Origin of the sequence: Cylindrospermum sp. FACHB-282 (assembly GCF_014697195.1) — a bacterium.
GTDB lineage: Bacteria > Cyanobacteriota > Cyanobacteriia > Cyanobacteriales > Nostocaceae > Cylindrospermum.
Genome location: NZ_JACJRJ010000043.1, coordinates 22,098 through 40,180, shown reverse-complemented (window position 1 = coordinate 40,180; position 18,083 = coordinate 22,098). Strand labels below are relative to the sequence as shown.

The window sequence follows — 18,083 nt, the reverse complement described above, 5'->3', positions numbered from 1 at the left end:
CGAATTAAGTATTCTTAGATAATACAGATTATATAGTTAAAAATCATACTTAGGTAAATTTATTTAATGCTTGCTTGCTCTCTATGTATATAGAGTATATGTATCTATACTATGACTAGAGATTCACTCACAGGACAACCGGATGTATAGCCTTTACTGATTACCGAAAACTTACAATAATTACTAAGTTATGGTATTGAAGTAAATAAAAATTATCATTGATGCAGATGTTTTTACAGCTTATATAATGTTATAGTTTGTGTGTTATTATCCATCTTTAGAGTTAGTCAGCTTAATCCAGTGCATTGCGTAGCACTGGAGCGGAGGAACCCAATTGTGTGTGGGGCGTATCTCTCAGAAAGTGGCAAGTTAAGAGTCAAGATTGAGGAGTTAGGAAGTATCAGACTCACCATTCTCAAGAGAGGGGCATCTCTCAGCCCTAGCCCGTCAGCTAACTTCGTAAGCATTGAGGGGAGACTGAAGAGACGGTATTTTTTAAATATTCCGATCTCATCAGTGTCCAACGCTCGTACTGTTAGGCTTTTTTGTACCCGCGCTTAGATCTGTTGAGGTTGTAAATGGTATTTCAACTAAATTTAGCTGCAATCGTGGCGGTTGCTGGGCAGTTTGCATGGAAAAAGGCAAAACCTGTGATTTTCCGGGATGTCTTCTTATTGCCTGTCTTAGGATTTTTGGGAATAATTTTGTTGTGGTGGGTGGTAGCACTTGTTAACCACGATGTAATGCCCACTCCACCAGAAGCTCTAATTGCTAATCTGGACTACATTTTAAACCCGTTTTACGAACGAGGCCCGGGAGACTTGGGAATTGGTTGGTTATTAATAGCAAGTTTGCGGCGGGTATTGGTGGGGTTTCTGTTGGGTGCAGTAGTTGCTATTCCCCTGGGATTCTGCATTGGTATGTCTAGACAGGCAATGCTAGCTTTCAATCCAATTATTCAGATTTTTAAACCCGTATCGCCCCTAGCTTGGTTGCCGATATCTTTAGCCATTTTCAATTTAGCAGACCCTTCAGCTATTTTTGTGATCTTCATTACTTCCCTTTGGCCGACAATTATTAATACTGCTTTGGGAGTTTCTAGCGTTTCTCAAGATTATTTAGATGTGGCACGGGTGTTAGAAATGCCCCGTTGGCGACGGATTACTAAAATTATTTGGCCAGCGAGTTTGCCATATATTTTTACAGGTTTGCGAATTAGTTTAGGAATTGCTTGGTTGGTAATCGTCGCCGTAGAAATGCTCACCGGCGGTGTGGGAATCGGCTTTTTTGTCTGGGATGAATGGAGCCGTTTAAATCTTAGTTCAGTCTTTCTTGCTGTGTTGATAATTGGCGTAACAGGGTTAATTCTGGATTTTGCTGTGGGGAAAATTGAAGAATTAGTTACCCACCGTCCGAAAACTTCTAACTAACAAAATTTGCCTGATGGCAAGATAATCCCTCCAAGGCTTGGGGGGCTATATGCTTCAATTGCCTCCTTTAAAAGGGGGTCAACCCGTGGGGTATCTTATCCGAACCATATTGGGCGCGAGCCTATTTATCAATAAACAATAGCTATAACCATGAATGAAAATAATTGGACTCGACGAGATTTTATTCAGGGAATAGGAGTAGCGACAGCGGGAATGGCTCTCTCTTCCTGTGGAATTTCAGGAGATAAGTCTGTTAAAGGACTAACTGAACAAGCCTTAGCTGTGGAACCAGTAGTTAGACCCCAAGACTTAGAAAAACCCAACATTAGTGTTGGTTATGTGCCTGTTAATGATTGTGCGCCATTTGCGATCGCCTGGAAAAAAGGCTTTTTCCGCAAATATGGTTTAAACGTCCAACTCAGTCGAGAAGCCAGTTGGGCCACATCCCGCGACGGGCTGATTTTTGGTCGTCTGGATGCTGCACCTGTAGTATCCGGTGCCGTCACCAACGCCAGAGTAGGTGCTGAAGGCGCACGCCATGCCCCCCTGTGTGCAGCTATGGTAATTCATCGCCACGGTAACGCCATGACGATGAACAAAGATATGTGGAATTTTGGCATACGTCCCTGGTACGAATACCAACAAAAGTATGGTGATGGAGCGCTGGAAGCCTTTGGGCGGGATTTTCGGAACTACTTTGACAAGCAACCCCCAGAACGGAAAATCTGGGCAGTAGTGCTGAGTTCTGCCATTTACGAATACTTTGTCCGCTACGTAGCCGCCGCCGCTGGTGTCGATCCCTTGAAGGAATTTCGGGTGATCATCGTTTCTCCACCGCAAATGCTCACCAACATGAGAATCGACGCGATGCAAGCTTACATGGTGGCGGAACCTTGGAACACCAGAGCAATTACAGGTAATGAAGGTATTGGTTTCACCTTTGCCCAAGGAAAAGAAGTCTGGGAAGGACACCCAGATCGACTGCTAGCGGTGATGGAATCTTTCATCGACAACTATCCCAAAACCTATCGTTCCCTAGTCAAGGCGATGATTGAAGCTTGCCAGTATTGCAGCAAACCGGAAAACCGCCAAGAAGTAGCCGAACTGATTACAGGCCGCTCCTTTACCGGTGCAAAACCCAAAAAGCCAGGCGCACCCATGACCAAGTTTACCGCTCCCGGAATTATTGGTAATTACAACTATGGTGGGTTCGATGGCAAAGACCGCACTATCAACGCCGCTGACACGACAATTTTCTTTGACATACCTAGCAACATTGCCCAAGAGCCAGGAGAACACTCGACATTTTTATGGAGATCCAGAAGTATCTGGCTGATGACCCAAGCAGCTCGCTGGGGACAGATCAAGACTGTTCCCAAAAATGCCAATGAAGTAGCTGAAAAAGGCTGGAGAACAGATTTATATCGGGAAATAGCCGCTGAAATGGGAATTCAGTGTCCCAAGAATGATTATAAAGTCGAACATCCAGAAGCATTCATCGATAAGAAAGGATTTGACCCCAGTGATCCAGTGGGATATCTCAATAGTTTTACCATCAGGGCTAATGCGCCTACTCCCTTCTTCATGTCTTAAGTGTTAAGTACCAATAGTGACTAATAAATAACTTATTTCCGGAGCATTTGATGATGAAGTATACCTCATTTACAGAAGATACTTATCAAGAAGTTACGACCCGTAATGGATTTTTAGAAATTGAAGATTTGATCAAGTCATATCCGACACCAGACAAAGATGATTTTGTCGTTCTCAATGGTGTAAATCTGACGATTAGTGAAGATGAGTATATTTCTGTCATTGGTCACTCTGGCTGTGGCAAGTCAACACTACTGAAAATAATTGGCGGTTTTGAAAAATCTACTTCTGGCTCAGTAAGGCTAGATGGAAAAGAAATCCGCAAGCCAGGCGCAGACAGGATGATGGTATTTCAGAATTATTCGCTGCTACCTTGGTTAACTGTGCGAGAAAATATCCGATTAGCTGTAGATGAAGTGCTAAAAAAAGCTAGTCGTGCTGAAAAAGTTAGCCTTGTAAATGAACACTTGGCAATGGTAAACTTAACAGCGGCAGCCGATAAGTATCCCGATGAAATTTCTGGAGGTATGAAACAACGGGTGGGTATTGCTAGAGCCTTGGCAATTCGCCCAAAAATGTTATTGATGGATGAACCTTTTGGGGCACTGGATGCACTAACTCGTTCTAAATTGCAGCGCCAGGTATTGGATATTTGGGAAAATCATCGTCAAGCAGTGATGATGATTACTCACGATGTAGACGAAGCAATTTATATGTCCGATCGCATCGTTTTGATGACCAATGGGCCAGCTGCTAACATAGGAGAAATTTTAGAAGTTCCTTTTGATCGTCCACGTGATCGTAGTGCCATGCGAAATTCAAAAGAATATTTTGAACTCCGTAACCACGCCTTAAATTTTCTTGACCGATATTTTACTCAAGACGAGTAAAATAGATTATCATTTTTATGTGGGTAGCCTAATTCAAATTTATCAAATCTAAATTTGAAGCGGAGGAACCAAAATATGGGGCTAATCGTAATGAGAGACACCTTCCAGTCTTAGCCCGTCAGCTAACTCCGTCGGCAATGGAAGGAACCCCCAAAATAGTGGCTGTAATATCAGTTTTTATTGGGGTTTCCTTGATCAATTTGAGATTTTAGATTAAGATTTTATTCGTTTAATCCAAAATCGTAAATTGGTTGGCCTACTTCTCGTTCGTTATTCATTTTATTGAGAGAAGTTAAAGCTGTGAAAATTAAGCCAATGTTAGCGCGCTTGCAAAGTGCCATAGGTCGATATGACTTAATTGAACAAATGGTATTGCTGCCTGAGCCAAAGAAACCCTTTTCTAAAAGAGCTTCAAAAGCGAAATCAGTCAACTTAATTGTTGCCTATGATGCTTCACCCAACAGTCATACAGCCCTGGATATTGCCTTTTGGATTGCTCACCAAACCCGTTTAGCTACCAATGCTCAGGTTACAGTTCAAGCCGTTTATGTAGTTGAACAAAATCCTAGCAATCAGTATCCAGATATCTTCAGCTTGTCCAAAAATCAGATGCCATTAGAGTGTCCTGTTAGTGATGTTTCCAAGTCGGTAACACTAGTTTTAACTCAGCCAAAACTAACAGCAATTGCACTGCACCAACAACGGGAATCCTTAACTCCTATCAAACAAGCTGATAAAATTCTCTGGCAAGCAAGAACTTTAGCTGAAGAATGGCAGGGTGGCTTCCAATCTCATTTGCGGTTTGGCTGTATAACGACAGAAGTTAGAAAAGTTGTTGAATCAGAAGCTGCGGATATCCTGTTTTTAGGATGTAAATCTGTTAATCATTCGATGATTGAGAGATTAGGGGCTAATTTCCCCTGCGCTGTCTTGGGTATTCCCAGCGCTATTGATGAATAAATTTCACTGATTAGACTGCTGGCACAAATATCTAACACTGCAAAATGCTGTAAAAAAGTCACCTATATTATATATAGGTGACTTTTTTTGCTATTATGTAGTTAATAAGACTGCAATAAGTCTGTACAAATTTTTCTCACTAATATCTGATGAAGTGCAACACGTCACGTAGGACACTATACCCTAGTAAATCCCAAAGTAAGTAGGCTATGAAGCCAATCATTGCCAAGCGACCGTTCCACAATTCAGCTTGGGGATTCCAGCCAAAAATAAAGGCGTTCCGATCTATACCATTGTAGGCTTTAGCAACAGGTGGTAAATCGGTAGAAGAGCGAGTTTCCATTTTTTTGTCTCCAAAATCAAGGGCTTTTTAGTTGAATTTTATTAGTAGCCAATCAGGTGCAACACGTCCCGCAGGACACTATAGCCAGCTAAGTCCCAAAGTAAATAAGCCAGAAAGCCAATCATTGCCAAACGACCGTTCCAGAGTTCGGCTTGGGGAGTTGAGCCAAACAAAAATTCATTGCGATCTCTGCCGTTATATTCTGTGGCAACTGGCAAATTAGTTGTAGAGCGAGTTTCCATTTTTTTGGTCTTTAACAACTTGTTGGTGCTTAACTTTAATTTAGCTTTTGCACACACAGTTGCTTTCTGCCTGTGGGTACAAACTAAAGGCACTTCTTGTGGAAGATAATCAAAAACCTATCGGTGGAGACAAATCCACCTTGAGATGGTGACAAAAATCATAATTATAAATAAATGTAAACTATCATTGCTGAGACATAGTTCAGCTAAATAAATTTGCTGTGTTTTGGCGATGGAAAATATTTAATTAATTTTCAATTGGAGCGTCAGCGCAGCGTCTCGTAGAGAAGGGATGAGTCAGATAGCCACAGATATAACCGCCCAGAAGTATCTGTGTATGTCTATGGTTGTTAATATTTTGAAACCAGATTCTGCTGAGAATTTTCATTCATAATTGGGTCAATTCAATGCAGGTTATTAGTAATAATTTCCTAAAGTTCTACCTAGCGCTAGATAATGTTTTCAAACTTTGGGGGGATGCATTGAGTACCTTAATTCCTGGATTCTGTGAAATGTAAGAGTTAAATATTGCCATAGATACAGTGAAATCTTTAATTCTCCAAATTTAAACTTAGAGGCAGGCAATACAATGATTCAAAGTACGGAAATCATACTGGAAATCTACAAACCACTATTGTGGGTGGGACAGATTCCAGTAGGATCATCAACCGTCACACCAGCACAGGCATCGGTTCTGACTTCTGGACCGCAATTTTTTGTTGCTTTAATCTCTGGTGTGATTCTCGCTTTTGCTTTCCAATTAGTTTTAACAAACCTCTCTTTTGCTGCTGGTATTTCCTATCTGGGGCGTTCATCTGAATCAGATTCAGGTATTGGGGAAGTCAACAGTTTGGGCAGTACTGTTCGCAAAATTGGCACAGCGCTAGGAGTTTGGACATTAGTTACAGTAACGATCGCCCTATTAATCGCTTGTTTCTTGGCTGTGAAATTGAGCTTGTTGATTTTAGATCCCAGACTGGGAGCAATTCTCGGTTTGGTGATTTGGGGTGCATACTTTTTGCTTTTAGTCTGGGTGAGTTCTACAACTGTGGGTTCCTTAATTGGCTCAGTGGTGAACACAGCAACTTATGGCTTTCAGGCAATTATGGGGACAGCTACCGCTGCACTAGGGGCAAAGGCTGTAAATCAGCAAGTGGTAGCGACGGCTGAAGCAGCTGTCTCTGCTATGGGTCGGGAAATTGGCAACGCTATTGACCCTACGACTATCCGGGAGAACATAGAAGATTACATAGAAAAGCTACGTCCTCCAGAAATAGATGTCTCCAGGATGCGGGCTGAGTTTGAAAAAATACTCAATGAACCGCAATTTAAGGAGATTGCCAATCATCCAGACCTCGGCAACATCGACCGTCAGCGGTTTATTGATTTAGTTAGTAATCGCACTAACCTCTCCAAAAAGGAGGTTAACCGCATAGCAGATACCTTGTACAAGGTTTGGCAACAAGTGGTAAGTCAGCAACGTCCCACCCAAAATCATGTGGGTGAATTGGTTGAATATCTCAAATCACTGCCCCCTGGACAAGCTAAGACAGATGAACTCAATGCCAAACTGGATCGGCTAATTGCCGAAACCCATACTTCAAAGGAAGGGGAAGCAAAACCTGCTGGTTTCATACAACAGGCAATATCGGCACTTACCGGCGTTGTTTTGGGAAGAGCGGATTTGTCAGATTTGGATGTAGAGCAAATTTGGCGATCGCTTTCCTCTGCTAGACAAAAAGTGGCTACACAAGCAAACAAGCTAGGATTACCCACAGGAGCACAACCCTACAGCCCAATTCGCGCTGATGTGGAAAACTACCTGCTCAACACCTATGCTTGGCAACTGAGTCAGGAAAAAATCGCCCAGGAATTTCGCGATGTGATCTACGATCCAGCTGCTGACCCTGGAATGGTGCGAAGAGAACTAGAGCGACTTTCCCGCAACGATTTTGTCAACATTCTCCAACAACGGGGACTGCTGACTCAATCCCAAATTCAGCGAGTTGCTGACCAACTGGAAGCTGTGCGCCAAAACGTGTTGGTGACAGTTACTGCTGTTGAAGAAAGAGAGATTGTACAAGACTTGCAACGGCGAGTGGAAACTTATCTACTTGTTAGTAGTAAAGCAGATTTAACGCCAGAAGGAATTGAGCAGAATTTCAAACCGCTGTTGGCAGATTCAGAAGCAGATCATGAAACCCTGTCCCGGCGAATGGCCCTAGTTGAGCGTCAGGAGTTGAGGGAGATATTGCGAGAGCGCAATGATATTCAGCCAGCAGAAATAGACCCGATTTTAGATGAATTGGAAGCACAGCGCGATCTCGTTTTGGTGGAATCTCTAGGACTGGTAGAACAGGCACAATATCAAACCGAAACCCTGTGGTTGAATGTCGAGTCATATCTGCGTAACACTAGGAAAGAAGAATTAAACCCTGATGCCATCCGCGCCGATTTCAAAAGACTGCTGGAAGATCCCCAAGGGGGAATTGCGGCAATTCGCTGGCGATTGTCTCGCTTTGACCGGGATACCTTGGTGAAGTTGTTGAGTCAGCGCCAAGACTTAACCCCAGAACAAGCTAATCAAATTATTGATGTGGTTGAAGAGTCTTGGCATAGCATCCGCCATACACCGCAAATTGTCGCAGATAAAGCTAAGGAGCAATATGACTCTGTGACTACGACCATTGCAGATTACCTCCGGAAAACTGGTAAGGAAGAACTCAACCCAGAAGGGATTCAGCGGGATTTCACTAGACTGTTTGAAAATCCTCAAGAAGGGGCTGTGGCACTACGTCGGCGGTTGTCACATATAGACCGGGATACCTTGGTGAAGTTGCTGAGTCAGCGGCAAGACTTGAGTGAGCAGCAAGTCAATCAGATTATTGATGGTGTGCAAACTTCGATTCGCAACATTGTGCGATCGCCCCGCCGTCTAGCTACCCGGACACAGCAAAGGGTGCAAAATTTCCAAGCTTATCTGGAAGAGTATTTGCGCCAGACTGGGAAGGAAGAATTGAACCCAGAAAGTATCAAGCGCGATGTGCAACTGTTGTTGCATGATCCACAGGTGGGAATCGAAAGTTTTAGCGATCGCCTATCTCATTTTGACCGTTCGACAATTATCGCCCTGCTGAAAATTCGGGAAGATATTTCTGATGTAGAAGCGGCTAAAATTGCAGATAATATCGTCTCAGTGCGGGATCAATTTGTGGAACAGGTGCGGGGTATTCAACGGCGGATTCAAGATGCAGTTGAGGATGTTTTTGCCCGGATTCGTAACTATCTCAACTCTTTAGATCGCCCGGAACTTAACTATGATAGTATCAAGCGCGATATTCGCACGTTGTTGGAAGATCCCCATGCGGGATTTGATGCATTGCGCGATCGCCTATCCCATTTTGACCGTAATACCTTAGTAGCAGTTTTAAGTTCCCGTGAGGATATCTCTGAGGAAGATGTCAACCGAATTATTGACCAAATTGAACACGCCCGCAACAGCGTTTTGCAACGGGCAGAACGCATACAACAGGAAACACAACGCCGTCTAGAAGAGGTGAAGCACCAAGCCCAGCGGCAAGCTGAGGAAACGAGAAAAGCAGCAGCAACCGCGGCTTGGTGGCTATTTGCCACGGCAATCGTCTCTGCTATTTTCTCAGCATTAGGCGGTGCGATCGCCGTTGTAGTTGTGTAGTTTAATAAGTTGTCTCTGCTAAGTTTTGCGCCTCCCACTTGGGGGGCTTTTTTTTGGATGAAACACAAAAATTTGGATCGCGGCAATTACGCCAGTTTCCATTTGACTAGTTTTTCTACCTCAGATTCTGCAAGACCTGTTAACTTCGCCACCTGTTCTAAAGACATCCCACTCTGCAACAAATTTACAGCTACTTCTCTAAGTTGAGCTTCTGCTTGGTCAGCGCGTTGCTGTGCTTGGTCAGCCTGTTGCCTCGCTTGGTCAGCATTTCGGCGTTCCTCATCTACCATTTCTTGGGGAGTTGGCAATAATTCCCCCTCCAAATTTGCCCAGCGTAACCAAGTAGCATCAACACCTTTATAGTTACCTTGCCAGCATACCAATGCTAAACCTAATGATTGACTCACAAGTTGATTTTCAGGATTTTGTGTAATGGATTGGTAAACTCCATGATTTAAATAAAACCCCGCTAAATCTTGCGGGTCAAAAGGATTAAACCAAAAATATTCCGGGACACGCAACAGATTTTGATAAATTAACTTTTTCTCATTCTTATCTTGAGCAGCAGTGCTTTCAGAAAGCAACTCAATCACCACATCAGGAGATTTACCTTCTTCCCAAACCACCCAAGAAAGACGCTCTTTTTTCGGTACTCCCAAAACAGCAAAGAAATCTGGCCCCCGAAAGTCTTGGTTTCTCAACTGTGCCAAGCTGAAGTAGACAAACATATTGCCCCCCACATATCCATCAGACCTTTGTTCTAGCCAAGGTAATAAGGTATCAATCAGCAGATCCATTTGATATTTATGCCGTTGGGTTTCCATTGGTATACCATCATCACAGGGTAATTCTGCCTGAGTTGGGGGCAGTTTCACGCTAGTTTCCGCGAGGCTAATTTCTGTCATGGCTGTAGCGTGGGAATTGGTTGATACTTTTATTTTATTAAAATTTAACGTTTTTGCACCAATCGCATCGCACCTGCACCAATAACTAAACCCGCAATCTGTGCCGAATAGCTAAAGCTAGATTGATTCACACCACCAGAAATATTTAAACTGCCAATTCCATAAAAAAACTGTTGCACAAACCACCAAAATAAATAATAAAAAGCTGGTAATTCAATGGGGATATACAAAATTATCAGCGGCAAAATTGTGTCAATTTTGGCTTGAGGGAATTTCATCACATAAGCCCCTAAAATAGCTGAAATCGCCCCATTTGCTCCAATCAATGGCACTGTTAAACTTGGTTGCGCTAGAATTTGCACCACCCCTGTTACCATACCAGCAGTCAAGTAAAGTCCTAAATAGCGTCTAGTCCCAAAAATATTTTCTACAGTCTTGCCAAAAACCCACAAAAATAGCAAATTGCCCAATATTTGACTAAAACTACCGTGAATAAACATCGATAAAGCTACGGATAATAAACGCCAAAATACAACTACCCAAGCTGCTGGGTTGACAAATATGGCATTTGTAATTGCCTCGTTTATTTGCGCGGGAATCAGACCCCAACTTTTGACAAAATAGCTTAGTTCACCACTAAATTCTAGTTTTAGTTCCCAGAGGAACATGACCAGGTTAATACCAATTAGCCAATAGTTAATAATCGGCTTGCTTTGACTGCGAATATTATCACTTATAGGAATCATCTGTATTTTGACATTTGGATTTTAGATGAATAGTTCTCCTCCTATCTCCAGTTTTCCAGTTTCCGGTTAGCCTGTGGCAATATTGGAATTAGGTAGTATTTCACTCAACTAGGCAAACCAGATGCTGGGAAACACACTTGTTGGAAGATACCAAATTATTAGCCACTTGGGAGGAGGGGGATTTGGTGAAACCTTTATCGCTTATGATACCCAATTGCCTGGAACACCTCAATGTGTTGTCAAACAACTCAAGCCTCAGTCAACTGATCCGGTAACTTTGGAGACTGCTAGGCGGTTATTTGCTACGGAAGCCCAAGTTCTGTATCAGTTAGGTACTCACGATCGCATTCCCCAACTTTTAGCTTATTTTGAGGAGAATGCAGAATTCTATCTTGTACAGGAATTTATTGCAGGTGATGACCTGAGTAAAGAATTAACACCAGGAAAAACCCTCAGTCAAGATGAGGTTATTTCCCTGCTGCGAGAAATTTTGCAAATCTTAGAATTTGTCCATCAACAAAAAGTAATTCACCGTGATGTCAATCCGCGAAATATTCTCAGACGCCAACAAGATGGCAAGTTAATCTTAATAGATTTTGGTGCAGTTAAACAAATTACTACCCAAATGATTACTCCCGGTGGTCAAACTAAATCTACTGTGGCTATCGGTACTCCCGGTTATATTCCTGGGGAGCAAGCCCAGGGAACACCAAAATTTAGCAGCGATATCTATGCTTTAGGGATAGTTGCTATTCAATTTCTCACGGGAATAAACCCTGAACAAATAGAAAAAGATGCCGAAACTAATGAAATTGTCTGGCGAAATTATGCCACCGTCTCACCAGAATTTGCCCAATTTTTAGACAAGATGGTGTGTTATGACTTCCGGCAACGTTACCCTTCGGCAAAGTTGGCATTACAAGCGCTGGGAGAGTTCACAACTCTCCCCTCTGGGACAATAGCTTTGGCTCCTGCTGCTCCACTCAATCATATCAAAACTCGCCCATTTAATAAAAAAGAGATATTTTTAAAGTTTTTATTAGCAATATTTTTAGTTGGTGTTAGTGGCATAGCCTCAGTCTTTATTGTTAAGCACATCAATAATAATAATGCTACAGAATTATATAAACAAGGAAATACATTCTTAGACTTACAGCGCTATCAAGACGCCCTGGCAGTTTATGAAAAAGCAGTTAATCTCAAACCAAATTATGTTCAAGGATGGAATGGGCAAGGTAAAGCACTATTTGAATTAAAAAAATATCCAGAAGCGCTGGTAGCTTATGATAAAGCCATTCAAATCCAGCCGGATTATTTAGAAGCTTGGAGCGGTAGGGGCTTTTGTTTGGCAAATTTACAGCGATATTCAGAAGCGATAGCCTCTTTTGACAGAGCAATACAACTGAAAAATGACTACCCAGAAGTATGGAATGCTAAGGGTGATGCTTTTAGAAACTTAAATCAATATGACAACGCTATTAAAGCTTATAACAAAGCAATTGAATTCAACCCAGAATATTATGAAGCTTGGTATAAAAAAGGGTTAACTTTACATGATTTAAAACAGTATGATGAGGCACTTAGCGCCTATGATAAAGTAATAGAAATAAAACCAGATTATCACTCAGCATGGTATAATAGCGGAAATGCATTAGTCAATTTAAACCGCTACCAAGATGCATTTACAGCTTACGATAAAGCAGTGCAATACAAGGCAAATTATTACCAAGCTTGGTCATCAAGAGGTAATATGCTGATTAACTTGCGGCGCTATCCAGAAGCAATTGAGTCTTTCAATCAAGTAATTAAATACAATCCCAGCAACTATCAAGCCTGGTATAGTCGGGGCTGGTCGCTACATCAAATCCAACGTTATCAAGAAGCGATCGCATCTTATAATAAAGCGATAGCCTTAAAACGAAATGATTATCTATTGTGGTATGCACTGGGAAACTCACAATATAATTTGCAGAAATATGAAGATGCGATCGCATCCTATAATAAGGTAATTCGTTACAAAGTTGACCATTACGAAACTTGGTATAGTAGGGGTAATGCCTTTTTGAATTTGCAGCGGTATCAAGAGGCGATCGCATCCTATGATCAAGCGATTAAATACAAACCCGATTACCAACAAGCAAAAGACTCCCGTAACCAAGCACAAGCTCAATTAGAAGCCGCAACATCAAACTCTCTCATCGTACCAACCCTACCAACTCCTGCTTTGACACCTTAAACAGCGAAATTAAGCCCCTAACCCGAAATTTTGGCCAGCAATTTACTCATAAAACCAATTTGAGCAATGACGGAGATAGTTTGATATCACAAAATTTGAAAATCTCAAATGGTATAACTAGCGAATGTTTACCTCTTGTAGAGAATTTTCCATCGGGAAATTATCATTCATACTATCTGAATTACTGGGAACAAATGAATTGGATTTTGGTGGAGTAGGAATCATTTTAAATCTAGCTATACTTTCTGCTTCAGCAAGTAGACGCTGCTGGGTATACTCATTCAATTTAATTTGAGCTTGAGCATATACTGAAGTATCTTTGGGAATCATGCTGAGGAATTGTATTGCACTGCTAAATTCACCAGCAGATGCTTTTTTATGGGCTTTATGAAAAAAGTAGTTTGCTCTGATTTGCCGTTTTTGACTGTATTCAGCCAACTTTCGTTGAACTATAGCACCAGCAGTGCTTTCTTGGGGAATTTGACGCAGATATCCTAAAGCAGCAGAAAAATCTCTGTTTTCTGCTCTTTCGTAAGCTTTACCTAGTAAGTCTTGCGTCTGTGTTTCGATGTTTGCTTGTGCTTGCTCAAGTAATTTGCTAATTTTAAATTGCCAATATGCAATCTTTGGCACTTTTGAAGCCGTCTGTAATACATCTGACCATCTACCCTGATTAAAGGCTTCTTCTGTGACTAGATAGTGTTCTGTAGCAATTTGCCATTGCTGGTGCCATGCTTCAATTGTGGCTTGAGCTTCTGGATAAACGTTGCTGTGAGAAGGGATTGATTTAGCCAGTGCGATCGCCTCTTGCAAATCCCCTGCTTGATATTCTTTTGCTGCTTTATATAAAGTTTCTGTCTCTGATTGAACCGAAGAATTATTAACTAAAGAATAGGTTCCCAATCCCATCAACAAAGTATTAACAGTTAGTCCGACTTTAATCCCTGTTAAGAGTGGAGATGATCTACTGAATGGAGATGGCTGGTGAGAATTATTATCCTCAACCTCTGACGGTTGAGAGACTTGAGATTGTGGTTGTGTGATTTGTGGTAGCTGAGTTCCGCGAAACATTTCTTGGAGTACCCGTATTACCTCAGTTGCAGACTGAAAACGCTCTAGGAAATTATAGCGGATCATTCGGCTGAGAACAGCAGCTAAATAATTATTAACTGGGGTGTTTTCCGAACGCCAGATAATTTCATTGCCATGAGGATTGAGGTTTAATTGTAGAGGAGTTATTCCTGTTAAAGCTTGAATGGCGATCATCCCCAAAGCATAAAGGTCACTATTGGGCTTGCTTTGACCAATAAATTGTTCTGGTGGTATGTAACCCAATGAGGTAACAGGAATTTTAGAAATAGGTATTTCGCTATCAAAACTAAAGTCAATTGGCTGAATTGAGCCAAAATCAATTAGAACTAACTTGCCGTCAGAGGCACGTCTGATGATGTTTTCTGGTTTGATATCGCAATGAATAAAACCTTGAGAGTGAACAAATTCTAAGATACCTAAAACATCTTGGAGAAATTCTACAACTTTGCTTTCAGTCCACAGTTGACGCCACTGTTGATTGGACGGCAACTCCACAGTTAAAGAATGTCCTACAATATACTCTTGTATTAAGTAAAAGCGCTCGTTTTCTTCAAAGCAAGTGATGAGTTTAGGAATTTGGTGATGGCATCCTAGATGCTTAAGGGTTTCAGTTTCTGTGAGAAAGCGCAATCTTAAGTAATCTAAGTAGCTAGATTGGCAACTGTTCACCTTTAGCTGTTTAACAACGCATTTGGAGTTTTCTGGACAATCTATATCTGCGGCGATATATGTTTGTCCAAATACCCCTGCACCTAGACTTTGGACAATTTTGTAACGTGCTTGTAGTATTTTACCAATCATGTGCTGATTCAGTAGCTGGTTACTTACAGATCCATATATATTTTTTCTGACATTGCTACTTGTTTCCGGAACCCTGAGGAATAAATCACTATAGCGTTAATTACTGGAATAGCAAAACCCTTTTGATAAATTGTAAGTCACTGAGATTCTTTGGTGTTTTCTTCTTGATCTTCAAAGGTGTCTGTTAAAGGCTTGACCACTTTAGCGATCGCTTCTTGGATAAATACTTTGATAAACTCATCCCGGCGATTGATCTGAAACTGTTGCTGCACTACCTCAGTCATCCCACCATCACCCCAATCTTGGTCATGACGAAAATACTCAATAAAACTCTTACCAGCAATCCTTGTTAAATAAGCTGCTGTCACCCCTTGAATTGCTCTACCGATCATAAAAGTGGCAACATTGAGTTGCAAAGCGGTAGAAAGTAATTCAATTGCTCCCTTGACAATGCCTAAACCGGCGATGGTTTTGCCTAAAGAAAGGGCTAACTCTCGCCCCCGTTCCATGTTTAATTCGCAACCGTAAACTCTACCAATTTCCACAACCATTTGGGCATTAACGGCGGCTGTTGCTAATAAATCTACTACTGGTAGAGGAGTAACAGATACCACCCCAGCACCAATCCACTGAAACCGCTCGACGATTTTATCAGCTTGACGACGACGCTGGGAATCAATGAGTTTTCGCGCTTCTTCTCCCAATCGCAGAGACTGTAAGAGAATGTTATCTGCAACTAAATCTTCACCCTCAGCGCGTAAAACAGCCGCCATCCGCCGCAATAAGGGGATAATATCTGGTTCTGGCTCGAAGATTTCCCCAGTTTCTAATTGTGCACTTTGGGGATTAGCGGCGATCGCCACCACATCATTAGGGGCAATAAACCCTAACACCCGTTGACGCAAGCGGGCGAGAATGGATTCCTGATCAGCTTCTGTATATAAGTCAGTTTTGTTGAGAACTAAAAGCGATCGCTTGCCGATTTCTGCCAAACCCCGTAATGGCTCATATTCTGAGCGTCGCAAGTCATTATCCACAACAAACAACAGTAAATTGGCTTCCGTCGCCAAAGCCCTTGCTAACTGTTCCCGTTCGGTACCAGCAACACCCGCTTCTAAAATTCCTGGCGTATCTGTAATTAAAATTTTCCGTTCTAATCCCTTCAACCGCAGACAATAGGTTTCCCCTACTTGGGTTGTGCCCATGGGTGCATCTACCTGCCCCACCATCCTGCCCATAATCGCATTTACCAAGGAAGTTTTGCCAGCGCTCCCCGTACCAAACACAACTACTTGAATCTCCCCCCGTGCTAAATTAGCCTCAATTTCTCGCGTGCGACTGAGTAAAGCTTGGCGAGTCACTTCATCTTGAATTTGCGCCACCTGTTGTTTGACAGCTTGGAGAGTGGTAGAAGCTGCGTCAGATTTAGCCGCAGGAATTTGGGCGGGTGTCACTCGCTTACGTCCACGGTGCGATCGCTGTTCACCAGCTTGAAGCACTAAGACATAATAGATAAAGGCTGCAACTAAGCCGCCGACAAGGACTATCAGCAACAATAGCAGCAGATTACCGAGCAGCGGAGAATAAGACAGCTGCCAGTAGAGTCGTGAGAGGGAATCAATCAGCCACAGGGTTAGCCCCAAAATGACGATTAAACCAACAATCAGGGTAACTATGCGCGAGAGAGGCATGAATGGCAAGGTTTAGTAAGTATGAAGTACGCATATGCTTCTCATCTTAATGGGTTCAGCGTTTTTCTCCAGAGGAAGTTTACTCTAAACCTGCCTGCTGTAAAAGTTCAATCTCAGTTGGCTCAAGGTACAGAGTCAGCAGCAAGTGGCAGCTTGTGCAAGAATTTGATTGCAATCAGAACCAAGGCAGAAATCAATTTATGGGACTTTTTGATCAAATTCTCGGTGCCGTCTCTAACTCTAATCAACAAGGCGGTTTAGGTCAAATCGGCACTCTTCTCAACACTGTAGAGCAGCTGAAAAATACTACTGGTGCAGACTCCGCCACTATCCAAACGATTTTAACAGTGGTCGGTGGTCAAGTGCGATCGTCTTTACAAGATAAGCAAGCTACAGATGGAGATGGTGCAGCGCAAGATTTTGTTAATCAATTTGCTGGTACATCTCCTGACACCCAAGCCGTTGAGTCGCTATTTTCTCCAGCCATCCAACAACAAGTAGCTGAGATTGCGGCCCAGCACACTGGCTTAGATGCTGGCATGATTCAACAATTACTACCTTCAATAGTGCCCGTAGTGCTAAATTTCTTGCAAGCTGGTGGAAATTCAGCCATAACTTCTTTCCTTGATGGTGATGTTGATATCGCTGACGCTATCAAGTTAGCTAGTCGGTTTTTGGGACGGTAGTCTTTAATTTAAGGGCTTCAGATCCCCAACTTCTTAGAGATGTCGGGGATCTTTCTTCTTGTATATGAATGATTTAGGATTACTATAGTTTTTTCACCCCCCCAAGGAGGTTATGTGAAAAAGCGTCCATTTGGTTTAGTAGCAATTGTTAGTTATAAATCCTTTGTTGCCGCACTGCTTATGGTTACTTCTATAGCCTTATTATTGGCATTAAAAAATTATCAAGTACTTGAAAACCTTTCTAGCAATTATGTCTTAGAAGGTAAAGGAGTAATGATTAATTGGCTGGTAGAAAAAATCCTCAATTCCAATCGCAAAACCTTGGCTTTTAGCGGCATTGGCGCCGGAATTTATGCGATTGTTACCGCCATTGAAGCGATTGGCTTATGGTATGAAAAGCGCTGGGCGCATATTCTAGTGGTGGGATTAGTTGGTTTCAGTATTCCGCCAGAAATTTATGAATTAGTTCGGGGTATATCCATCATAAAATTAATCATATTTGCGGTGAATGTGGCAGTACTTTGGTATTTATTGCAAAATTTCCCTAAACATAAGCACTAATTTTTGTCGCCTAAAAGGGCTATTTCATTCTAAATCTGGACGCAATATGGTAAAATGCAGTGCAAATTCTAGCTTTTTGCATCTACTCCCGTGTCTGAAATCGAAATTATAAAAGCTGGTGAAAAGTGCAATTTTATTAGAGTTAGCGCGAATAGCGGGACTCGTTTCCCATTGCTATACTCAAAGGATACTGTGACGTTTTTGGGTTACAGT

The 18,083-nt window shown here is 42.1% G+C and carries 14 protein-coding genes and 2 riboswitches; of the genes, 8 read left to right on the top strand and 6 right to left on the bottom strand.

Annotated elements, in window-relative coordinates; translation table 11 throughout:
* Positions 1-279: 279 nt before the first annotated feature.
* A riboswitch (cyclic di-AMP (ydaO/yuaA leader) is annotated at positions 280-481 on the top strand.
* 97 nt (positions 482-578) lie between these two features.
* From ntrB to H6G32_RS20125, 4 genes are all read left to right on the top strand, one after another.
* Positions 579-1,430: a nitrate ABC transporter permease gene (gene ntrB, locus H6G32_RS20140; protein ID WP_190461445.1), complete on the top strand. Its 852-nt coding sequence runs from the start codon at positions 579-581 to the stop codon at positions 1,428-1,430.
* A 150-nt stretch (positions 1,431-1,580) separates the two neighbouring features.
* Positions 1,581-3,023: an ABC transporter substrate-binding protein gene (locus tag H6G32_RS20135; protein ID WP_190461443.1), complete on the top strand. Its 1,443-nt coding sequence runs from the start codon at positions 1,581-1,583 to the stop codon at positions 3,021-3,023.
* Positions 3,024-3,076: 53 nt separating this feature from the next.
* The gene (locus H6G32_RS20130) at positions 3,077-3,913 is read left to right on the top strand and encodes an ABC transporter ATP-binding protein (protein WP_190461473.1); all 837 of its coding nucleotides are present in this window, start codon (positions 3,077-3,079) and stop codon (positions 3,911-3,913) included.
* A 30-nt stretch (positions 3,914-3,943) separates the two neighbouring features.
* Positions 3,944-4,062, top strand: a riboswitch (cyclic di-AMP (ydaO/yuaA leader).
* Between the two features lie 166 nt (positions 4,063-4,228).
* Complete coding sequence (locus tag H6G32_RS20125; RefSeq protein ID WP_190461440.1) at positions 4,229-4,873, top strand: universal stress protein; 645 nt, start codon at positions 4,229-4,231, stop codon at positions 4,871-4,873.
* 139 nt (positions 4,874-5,012) lie between these two features.
* Here H6G32_RS20125 and H6G32_RS20120 read toward each other — a convergent pair whose 3' ends face one another.
* Positions 5,013-5,216, bottom strand: coding sequence for a chlorophyll a/b-binding protein (locus H6G32_RS20120; RefSeq protein WP_190461437.1), 204 nt, complete (start codon positions 5,214-5,216; stop codon positions 5,013-5,015).
* A gap of 41 nt (positions 5,217-5,257) precedes the next feature.
* On the bottom strand, positions 5,258-5,458 hold the full coding sequence (locus H6G32_RS20115) for a chlorophyll a/b-binding protein (RefSeq protein WP_190461435.1): 201 nt from the start codon (positions 5,456-5,458) through the stop codon (positions 5,258-5,260).
* Between the two features lie 589 nt (positions 5,459-6,047).
* Between H6G32_RS20115 and H6G32_RS20110 the strand changes: the two genes are divergently transcribed.
* On the top strand, positions 6,048-9,152 hold the full coding sequence (locus tag H6G32_RS20110; RefSeq protein WP_190461434.1) for an MFS transporter: 3,105 nt from the start codon (positions 6,048-6,050) through the stop codon (positions 9,150-9,152).
* 86 nt (positions 9,153-9,238) lie between these two features.
* Here H6G32_RS20110 and H6G32_RS20105 read toward each other — a convergent pair whose 3' ends face one another.
* Together H6G32_RS20105 and H6G32_RS20100 are read right to left on the bottom strand one after the other, a co-directional pair.
* The gene (locus H6G32_RS20105) at positions 9,239-10,057 is read right to left on the bottom strand and encodes a Uma2 family endonuclease (protein ID WP_190461431.1); all 819 of its coding nucleotides are present in this window, start codon (positions 10,055-10,057) and stop codon (positions 9,239-9,241) included.
* A gap of 44 nt (positions 10,058-10,101) precedes the next feature.
* A complete protein-coding gene (locus H6G32_RS20100) occupies positions 10,102-10,803 on the bottom strand; it encodes a rhomboid family intramembrane serine protease (protein WP_190461429.1) in 702 nt (233 codons plus the stop codon).
* 121 nt (positions 10,804-10,924) lie between these two features.
* On the opposite strand from H6G32_RS20100, the gene H6G32_RS20095 reads away from it, so the two are divergent.
* Positions 10,925-13,039, top strand: a complete 2,115-nt coding sequence (locus H6G32_RS20095) for a serine/threonine-protein kinase (RefSeq protein ID WP_190461427.1) — start codon at positions 10,925-10,927, stop codon at positions 13,037-13,039.
* A gap of 117 nt (positions 13,040-13,156) precedes the next feature.
* On the opposite strand, the gene H6G32_RS20090 is transcribed toward H6G32_RS20095, so the two are convergent.
* A complete protein-coding gene (locus H6G32_RS20090; RefSeq protein ID WP_190461425.1) occupies positions 13,157-14,932 on the bottom strand; it encodes a serine/threonine-protein kinase in 1,776 nt (591 codons plus the stop codon).
* Positions 14,933-15,069: 137 nt separating this feature from the next.
* Positions 15,070-16,623, bottom strand: coding sequence for a YcjF family protein (locus H6G32_RS20085; RefSeq protein WP_190461423.1), 1,554 nt, complete (start codon positions 16,621-16,623; stop codon positions 15,070-15,072).
* Between the two features lie 200 nt (positions 16,624-16,823).
* On the opposite strand from H6G32_RS20085, the gene H6G32_RS20080 reads away from it, so the two are divergent.
* Entirely contained in the window at positions 16,824-17,309 is a 486-nt protein-coding gene (locus tag H6G32_RS20080; protein WP_190461421.1) for a DUF937 domain-containing protein, read from the top strand.
* Between the two features lie 114 nt (positions 17,310-17,423).
* A complete protein-coding gene (locus H6G32_RS20075) occupies positions 17,424-17,870 on the top strand; it encodes a DUF2127 domain-containing protein (RefSeq protein ID WP_190461420.1) in 447 nt (148 codons plus the stop codon).
* Positions 17,871-18,083 lie beyond the last annotated feature (213 nt).

Coding starts and splice junctions, on each gene's coding strand:
- ntrB (WP_190461445.1), top strand. CDS start 579: ATGGTATTTCAACTAAATTTAGCTGCAATCGTGGCGGTTGCTGGGCAG.
- H6G32_RS20135 (WP_190461443.1), top strand. CDS start 1,581: ATGAATGAAAATAATTGGACTCGACGAGATTTTATTCAGGGAATAGGA.
- H6G32_RS20130 (WP_190461473.1), top strand. CDS start 3,077: ATGAAGTATACCTCATTTACAGAAGATACTTATCAAGAAGTTACGACC.
- H6G32_RS20125 (WP_190461440.1), top strand. CDS start 4,229: ATGTTAGCGCGCTTGCAAAGTGCCATAGGTCGATATGACTTAATTGAA.
- H6G32_RS20120 (WP_190461437.1), bottom strand. CDS start 5,216: ATGGAAACTCGCTCTTCTACCGATTTACCACCTGTTGCTAAAGCCTAC.
- H6G32_RS20115 (WP_190461435.1), bottom strand. CDS start 5,458: ATGGAAACTCGCTCTACAACTAATTTGCCAGTTGCCACAGAATATAAC.
- H6G32_RS20110 (WP_190461434.1), top strand. CDS start 6,048: ATGATTCAAAGTACGGAAATCATACTGGAAATCTACAAACCACTATTG.
- H6G32_RS20105 (WP_190461431.1), bottom strand. CDS start 10,057: ATGACAGAAATTAGCCTCGCGGAAACTAGCGTGAAACTGCCCCCAACT.
- H6G32_RS20100 (WP_190461429.1), bottom strand. CDS start 10,803: ATGATTCCTATAAGTGATAATATTCGCAGTCAAAGCAAGCCGATTATT.
- H6G32_RS20095 (WP_190461427.1), top strand. CDS start 10,925: ATGCTGGGAAACACACTTGTTGGAAGATACCAAATTATTAGCCACTTG.
- H6G32_RS20090 (WP_190461425.1), bottom strand. CDS start 14,932: ATGATTGGTAAAATACTACAAGCACGTTACAAAATTGTCCAAAGTCTA.
- H6G32_RS20085 (WP_190461423.1), bottom strand. CDS start 16,623: ATGCCTCTCTCGCGCATAGTTACCCTGATTGTTGGTTTAATCGTCATT.
- H6G32_RS20080 (WP_190461421.1), top strand. CDS start 16,824: ATGGGACTTTTTGATCAAATTCTCGGTGCCGTCTCTAACTCTAATCAA.